Source organism: Pseudomonas sp. Sample_22 (assembly GCF_004307635.1).
GTDB lineage: Bacteria > Pseudomonadota > Gammaproteobacteria > Pseudomonadales > Pseudomonadaceae > Aquipseudomonas.
The window spans coordinates 97,098-104,248 of record NZ_RCNY01000052.1 but is presented as its reverse complement, the minus strand read 5'-3'; the positions used below and the strand labels follow the sequence as shown (position 1 = coordinate 104,248).

The following is a 7,151-nucleotide window of genomic DNA, read 5'->3' as shown; positions in this document are numbered from 1 at the left end:
GGGGTGGAGTGACAGGTGGGGGTGGCGGCGGACTGGCACAACCACCGAGGATCGCTGCGCAAAATGCCAACGACAAAGGTGTACAAACGCGTTTCCCAAGATTTTTCATAGGTTGACCCGCGATAAGTGATCGACACCTTTTTGTGACAACAAAACCCGAGCGCAAAATCCACGGACCTGTCACAAAAAAAATTACTCGCGTATCACTTATAGCCCAATCATGAGCAAGGCCATGAAAACCTGGCAGTTCTTACATCACCGAATCGGAGCGATGCAAGGTGTTGCTCTGCAATTCATAACGCAATTCTTCAATCAGGGCTGCCGCGGCTTCGGCGGTTTGCAACGTGGCCATGTTCAAGCCACTGACCACCAGGTCCACCTGCCCGGAAAGAGGATGGTAGAGCTTGACCGTCAATGAATGGTCGCCGCTGATGCTGCACTCACAGGCCAGCGGTGAAAAACTCTGTTCGATCAGGGTCCGCAACTGGGCCAGCGTAATCATTGCGGTGGGCCCTGGCGGCATATTCCGTGGTATTGCAGGTTCATGAGGCCGTTCCTTTAGCGGTTTCGTGGGGACAGACAAGCGATCAGCAGACGACTGCCCTGCACTACCAGCCTAAAAGCCGCTACACCGAGCCAACACATTAATTTGCACCCGGTGCATTAGTGCATTTGCACCTTAACGTTGCCCCTTGTTTCGCCCCGCGCCTGCAAACAATCCACGCTCGCGTGCCCAGACAATCGCTTCACTGCGGCTGTGAACATCCAGTTTGGAGTACACCGTCGCCACGTGATTACGTACGGTATTGGGTGCCAGTTTCAAGCGTGCGGCGATTTCCTTGTCGGCCAGGCCTTCGCAGATCAGGCCCAATACATCACGCTCGCGCGCCGTCAGATCGGTGAAGGAAACGTCGGGCAATCGTGGTGAGTTGACGCTCTTCACGTTGGCCAGCTTTTCAATCAGCGTGCGGCTGAACCACGAAGCGTCTTTCATCACTTCTTCGATAGCCGACACCAGTTCCAGCTCGGTGCGTTTGCGCTCGGTGATGTCCATCAGCACCAGCAGGTAGCACGGGCTGTCCTGAATGTTCACGGTGTCGGCTGACACTGCGCAATCAATCAGGCCGCTGTCTTTGCTGCGCACGCGAACATCGACGCGATCCAGCCTGCCGGTTTTCTCCAGTGCCGCGAACAGCCGCGCACGGGCGCTCTTGTCATCGAAGAAATCAATGTGCGCAATACTCTCGCCCAAGACCTCCTCGCTGGGGTAACCGAGGGTGTCGAGAAACGCTTCGTTGACATCGAGCACTACCTGATCCCCCGCACCGCACAGCAGAATCGGCACCGGGGACAAGCGAAAGGCTTTGGCGAAACGCTCCTCGCTCTGGCGCAAGGCGACTTCAGCCTTGTGCCGCGGCTCCATGTCGACGAACGAAAACAACATGCAAGGCTCATCGTTGAGTTCCAGGGGTTGGCCGGCAACGATCACCTGCTTGCCAGTGCCGTCAGCCATGCGCAATTCAGCCTGCATCTGCGGGATGGTGGTCCCTTCGAGCAAACGCTGCTTGGCCAATTCCTTGTTTTCGGCCTGTTCGAGTACGTCCAACTCGTAGGTGGACGTGCCGATCACCTGGTCGCGGGCAAAACCGGTCATTTCAAGGAAGCCGGGGTTGACCTTGATGTAGCGCAAATCACTGAGGCGACAGATCACAGCGGGCGCGGGGTTGGCAGCGAAGGTTTTTTCGAAACGCTGCTCGGCGCTGGCCCAGTCGGTGACGTCGTCCATGATCAACACCAGGGATTCCGGCTCGTTTCGGCTATCGGCCAAAACGATGCTGCGTACTTTGTGGACCCACGAGCGCTCGTCTTTGTCCGCCGTGGAGCTGACTTCCACCAGCACATCGCTGAACGTCTCGCCCCGGGCAACGCGGTTGATCGGGTAGCTGTCGACCGGCACCTCATGATTGTTGCGATAGCGCAGGGAGAATCGCTTGGCGTAGGCCTTGGCGTTGTTTCCCAGATCGCTGACCTGTTCGACGCCGTGCATGGCCAGCGCGGCGTCATTGGCCCAGAGAATAGTCTGGTCGGGGTCGAGCAGGATGACCCCGTCAGACAGGCCGGCGATGATCTGCTGCAACTGGCGGCGATTGGTTTCGGTGGCGAGGACGTCCTGGCTCATTGTGGCTCCACACGTGTAATGACCCTGTGAAGACTACGACCGCAGGTGTATCTGATCGTGCGAAGAACCTGTGGGAGCCAGCCTGCTGGCGATGGACTTCAACGATAACGCGCCCTGTCTGAATGATCGCAGTGTCCGGACGTTCTTCGCCAGCAGGCTGGCTCCCACAGGGGTTGAGGCACATCCGAAAGAGATTAGCCCCACAAAGGTTTGGGTTAAACCGTTCGATCTTGCAGCACCAACTCGCGCAAGGTATCGAGGAAGAGCTTGAGCACCGGCGAATCATCATCTGCGCGGTAAGTGGCGTACAGCGGCACTTCCGGCAATGGCGGCGTCAGTCGGCGAAACACCAGGCCCATCGGCGCCAGTTGCTCAATGGACGCCGGCAGCAACGCCACGCCGAACCCGGCACGCACCAGGCTGAGCAAGGTTTGCACCTCGATCACCTGCTGGCGGATCTGCGGGGTAAACCCGGACTGGAGGCAGCACTGGAACAGAAAATCGGCGAACCGCGACTGCTTCAGCTCCAGGGCCACGAATGGCTCCTGAGCCAGATCCGCAGGCGCCAGGGTTTCCCGCGTCGCCAGTGGATGATCGATTGGCATGACCACCCGGATCGGCTCGTAGATCAGCAGTTCGTTGCGCAACTGCGGATCGTCATAGCCAACCCGGAACACACAGGCATCGATGCGCTTCTCCTTCAACGCCTTGACCTGCGCCGCCGGGGTCATTTCGTGCAATCGCCAGTTGACCTGCGGATAACGCTCACGAAACAGATGCAAGGCCCGCGGCAGCACACCGACCATCACCGAGCTGATCATGCCGATTTCCAGCTCGCCCAACTGGCCGCGGCCGGTCTGGCGGGTCAGGTCCAGTGCGCGGTTGAGCTGTTCGAACACCAGCGGTGCCTGTTCCTTGAGCATCTGCCCGGCGGCGGTCAGTTCAACGCGGTGATGGCTGCGCTCGAACAACGGCGTGCCCAACTCCTCTTCCAGCAAGCGAATCTGTTGGCTCAGTGGTGGCTGGCAGATGTGCAGCCGAGTGGCGGCGCGACCGAAGTGCAACTCTTCGGCCAGCGCCATGAAGTACCGCAGCAAGCGCAGGTCCATGCCGTTTACCCCAGGTTCAGCGGTGTCGAGCGTTGACGCACCCCGGTCAGACTGAACAAGGCATTGGCGATGGCCGGGGCCACCGCAGGGCTGCCCAGCTCACCGACACCACCGGGTTTGCCCGGTTCGCCGTCGACGATCAGGATGTCCACCGCGGGCATGTCCGACATGCGCGTCACCCGATAATCATGGAAATTAGTCTGCACCACCCTGCCCTGTTTGATGTCCAGTCGATCGAACAGTGCATGGCCGAGGCCCCACATCAAGCCGCCATAAATCTGCTCTTCGACACCACCGGGCGACACCGCCAGGCCGCAATCGACCACGCACGTGAGCTTGTCGACGTTGATTGCGCCGTCCTTTTTCGACAGGCGCGCGGCCACCGCGATGAAACTGGTGTAGCCCTGATGGGTAGCGATCCCGAGCGCCGTCCCCTCCGGCAGTGGCTGGCCCCAACCGGCGCGTTCGGCAGCGCTTTTCAGCACTGCAACATGCCGTGGCCGCTCGTGCATATGGGCCAGGCGAAAGGCCAAGGGGTCTTGCCCGGCGCCATCGGCCAGTTCATCCATGAAGCTTTCCACGGCAAACACATTGGGGATGAAACTCACAGAGCGATACCAACCGCTGGGCACATTGCTTTCATGTTTGACCCAGACCAGGTCCAGATTGGCCGGACGATAGGCGAAATCCCAGGCCGTGATGGCTTCGGTGGTGCTGTAATCCATTTTGTCCGGACGCTCGAAATAACCCGGCTCCCATTGTTCCGGCGAGGCCGGCGACACCGCGTTGAGCTGCAACGCGGTCAGGCGCCCTTGTTTGTCGAGTGCGCCCTTGACGCGGTGCAGCGTCGCCGGATGCATGAACAACGAGCGCATTTCATCTTCGCGGCTGTTCATCAGCTTCACCGGTACTTTGGCCTGCTGCGCCAGATAAGCCACCTCAAACAACCAATACTTGGCTTCTCGCGCACCAAAACTGCCGCCGGACACCATTTCGTTGATGATCACCTTGTCCTTGGCGATTCTGCACACCTTTTGCGCTGCCTCCAGCGCCGATGACGGCACCTGCACCCCGCCCCAATAAGTGATGGCATTGTCCTTGACCTGCGCGGTGATGCAGATCGGCTCCAGGGGGTTCTGCACTTTGTACGGCATGCGGTAATCGGCTTCGAGCAGCTTCACCGCGACCGGCCATTGCGCGCCTACATCGCCCGCCGCCATGGCGGACACCCGTTGCGCGCCTTTGTCATCCAGCGCTGCGGACTGGGCCTTGACCAGTTCGTCGCTGTCGAAACCGGCCAATGGCGATTCGCTCCATTGCACCTTGAGCAATGCCCGGCCCTGATGCGCCGCCCAGTAGTTGTCGGCCAGCACCGCGACGCCTTCCACGTTGCCACCGAGCACGTCAGGCCGCCCCGGGACGGCAATCACTTGGCGCACACCGGGCACTTGCAAGGTCGCGGCGGCATCCACTGACAACACCTTTGCACCGATTACCGGCGTGCGTTGGATGACTGCGACCAACATGTCCGGCAGCTCTACATCGATGCTGTACTTGAAGCGCCCGCAAACCTTGGCCTGGGCGTCGCGCTTATGCCGAAGCTTGCCGATGTAGCGAAACTGCGCCGGATCCTTGAGCGTGACCTGGGCCGGTGCCGGCAGTTCGGCGGCAACGCCCACCAGTTCAGCGTAAGCGAGACTGCGCTGGCTCGCGCCATGCACCACGCGCCCTTCAACGGTGCTGCAACTGTCGGGGCTGACTTTCCATTGCCTCGCTGCCGCCGTGATCAGCAACGCCCGGGCCGTGGCGCCAGCCATGCGCAAGCGGTCGTACTCCAGCGACACACTGGTACTGCCGCCCGTGGAGAAGACTTTCCAGACCGGATGAATGTAGGTGTCGAAAAACGGATCTTCGGGCGAGATCACCTGCACAGTCATCGGGTTGACATCCAGTTCCTCGGCCACGCAAGCCGCCAGAGCCGTGTGCGTTCCGGTGCCGGAATCGTGCTTGTGCACCACCAGTTTCACCGTGCCGTCGGGCAGGATGCGCACCCAGGCGTTGGGTTCGAACGTTCCCGTCGGCGTCGGGGCTTTGGGGTCAGTCGCGCCCAGGCTCGATGGCAGATAAAACGCGATGGCCAGACCGCCGGTAGCGGTCGCGGCTTGCTTGAGAAACACGCGCCGCGCGAGATTCACTTGGGAGATCGTCATCACGCCTCCTTCGACGCGGACGCCGCGCGCTTGATCGCTTTGTTGATGCGTCCGTAAGTGCCGCAGCGGCACAGATTGCCGGACATGGCATTGCGAATCGAATCGTCGGTGACCGCAGCGCCAGTGTTGAGCAGCGCGGCGGCGGACATGATCTGCCCGGATTGACAGTAGCCGCATTGCGGGACATCTTCGGCAACCCACGCCAGTTGCAGCGGATGCTCTTGTGTCGCCGACAGACCTTCGATGGTGGTGATGCTGTGGCCCGCCACGGCGGCGACCGGCAACTGACAGGATCGCACCGCGACACCGTCCAGGTGCACGGTGCAGGCACCGCACAGGCCCATGCCGCAACCGAACTTGGTGCCGGTGAGTTTCAAGTGGTCACGCAACACCCATAACAAGGGCATGGAGGGCGATGTCTCAACCAGCTCGTGTCGTTCGCCGTTTACCGAGAATTCGATCATTGTCAGGCTCCAAGAGAGCGGCCCGTCTTTGTGCAGGCCTGGTGATCGATTATTGGAAGCCTTGTGAAAACCGGGCCAGCGACGATTTCTGCCATCCTGTGTAAGTAGGACTAACAGCATGTACAAGCGATACCCGTCGGTGCAGTCCATGAGCGCATTCATCCAGGCGGCGCGCAGCGGCAGTTTCTCCAGCGCGGCGCGCAAACTCGACCTGACTCACAGCGCCATCAGCCAGCAGATTCGCGCCCTTGAGGACTTCATCGGCCAGCCGCTGTTCGTGCGCGAAGGTGGCGGCAGTAACCTGACCGATGCCGGGCAATTGTTCGCCAGTGTGCTGTCCGACGGATTGGCTCAGATCGACCGGGCGCTGTCTTCGGTGAAAAACCGCAGCGTGACCCAACGGCTGACCCTGGATGTCGACAGTGAACTGGCCCAGAGCTGGCTCAATCCGCGCTTGCCGCAATTGCTGGGTCTGTTGCCCGATCATGAGGTGGTGCTGTTGTCGATGCCACGCTCGGACCGCAGCGCGTTCGAGCGCGTCGACCTCGCCTTGCGTTACGGTTATGGCGATTGGGAAGACTGCGAGATGACGCAGATCTGTGCAGATCGGGTGATGGCGGTGGCGGCGCCCGAGCTACTGGAGCGCTATGGTTTGCAGTTGCCGTTGAGTCCGGCGCAGATCCTTGAATTGCCTTTGCTGGGTTACACGCGGCGCTCCTGGATACCATGGCTGGATGCGGCGGGCATGCCTCCCGTGGAGCCTCCTGCGCGGGTGGTCTTTGATAACGCGGCGAACCTGATTGCCGCTGCCGAAGCCGGGGTCGGTGCCGGGCTGGTGCGAGGTCTGCTGGCCGCGGATGCGTTGCGCAGCGGACGGCTGGTGGCGCTGAACGACGCGCAGATTGCGGCGCATTACAACCTGTATGCGGTCTGGCCGCGTGGACAGGCCGAGCGGGTGGCGCCGGTGGTTGAGGCGGTCAGGCAGCTGGCCTTGCTTACACAACACTGACGCCATCGCTGGCAAGCCAGCTCCCACAGTGACCGAGCTGGCAATCCAATCTCTGTCACACCTCAAAACCTGTGGGAGCTGGCAAATCCAATCTCTGTCACACCACAAAATCTGTGGGAGCTGGCAATCCAATCTCTGTCACACCACAAAATCTGTGGCAGCTGGCAAATCCAATCTCTG

6 protein-coding genes are annotated in these 7,151 nt (G+C 60.6%); 1 reads left to right on the top strand and 5 read right to left on the bottom strand.

The features are described 5' to 3' along the window. Positions 1–250: 250 nt before the first annotated feature. The 5 genes from D8U73_RS13735 to D8U73_RS13710 all read right to left on the bottom strand — a co-directional run bounded on the left by D8U73_RS13735 (position 251) and on the right by D8U73_RS13710 (position 5,962). A complete protein-coding gene (locus tag D8U73_RS13735) occupies positions 251–502 on the bottom strand; it encodes a DUF1652 domain-containing protein (RefSeq protein ID WP_056852859.1) in 252 nt (83 codons plus the stop codon). Positions 503–679: 177 nt separating this feature from the next. Further along, a complete protein-coding gene (locus D8U73_RS13730) occupies positions 680–2,179 on the bottom strand; it encodes a helix-turn-helix transcriptional regulator (protein ID WP_130904780.1) in 1,500 nt (499 codons plus the stop codon). A gap of 215 nt (positions 2,180–2,394) precedes the next feature. After that, positions 2,395–3,288, bottom strand: coding sequence for a LysR substrate-binding domain-containing protein (locus D8U73_RS13720; protein WP_130904778.1), 894 nt, complete (start codon positions 3,286–3,288; stop codon positions 2,395–2,397). A 5-nt stretch (positions 3,289–3,293) separates the two neighbouring features. Next, a complete protein-coding gene (locus D8U73_RS13715; RefSeq protein ID WP_130904777.1) occupies positions 3,294–5,498 on the bottom strand; it encodes a molybdopterin cofactor-binding domain-containing protein in 2,205 nt (734 codons plus the stop codon). Further along, positions 5,498–5,962, bottom strand: coding sequence for a (2Fe-2S)-binding protein (locus D8U73_RS13710; RefSeq protein ID WP_130904776.1), 465 nt, complete (start codon positions 5,960–5,962; stop codon positions 5,498–5,500). Before D8U73_RS13710 ends, D8U73_RS13715 begins: the two co-directional genes overlap by 1 nt. 118 nt (positions 5,963–6,080) lie before the next feature. Here D8U73_RS13710 and D8U73_RS13705 point away from each other — a divergent pair, with 118 nt between their 5' ends. Next, positions 6,081–6,971 carry a LysR substrate-binding domain-containing protein gene (locus D8U73_RS13705; RefSeq protein ID WP_130904775.1) on the top strand — a complete coding sequence of 297 codons (891 nt, stop codon included), beginning with the start codon at positions 6,081–6,083 and terminating at the stop codon, positions 6,969–6,971. Positions 6,972–7,151 lie beyond the last annotated feature (180 nt).

Bases quoted from the DNA above. Each gene is read 5' to 3' on its own strand.
- D8U73_RS13735 (WP_056852859.1), bottom strand. From the start codon at position 502: ATGATTACGCTGGCCCAGTTGCGGACCCTGATCGAACAGAGTTTTTCA.
- D8U73_RS13730 (WP_130904780.1), bottom strand. From the start codon at position 2,179: ATGAGCCAGGACGTCCTCGCCACCGAAACCAATCGCCGCCAGTTGCAG.
- D8U73_RS13720 (WP_130904778.1), bottom strand. From the start codon at position 3,288: ATGGACCTGCGCTTGCTGCGGTACTTCATGGCGCTGGCCGAAGAGTTG.
- D8U73_RS13715 (WP_130904777.1), bottom strand. From the start codon at position 5,498: ATGACGATCTCCCAAGTGAATCTCGCGCGGCGCGTGTTTCTCAAGCAA.
- D8U73_RS13710 (WP_130904776.1), bottom strand. From the start codon at position 5,962: ATGATCGAATTCTCGGTAAACGGCGAACGACACGAGCTGGTTGAGACA.
- D8U73_RS13705 (WP_130904775.1), top strand. From the start codon at position 6,081: ATGTACAAGCGATACCCGTCGGTGCAGTCCATGAGCGCATTCATCCAG.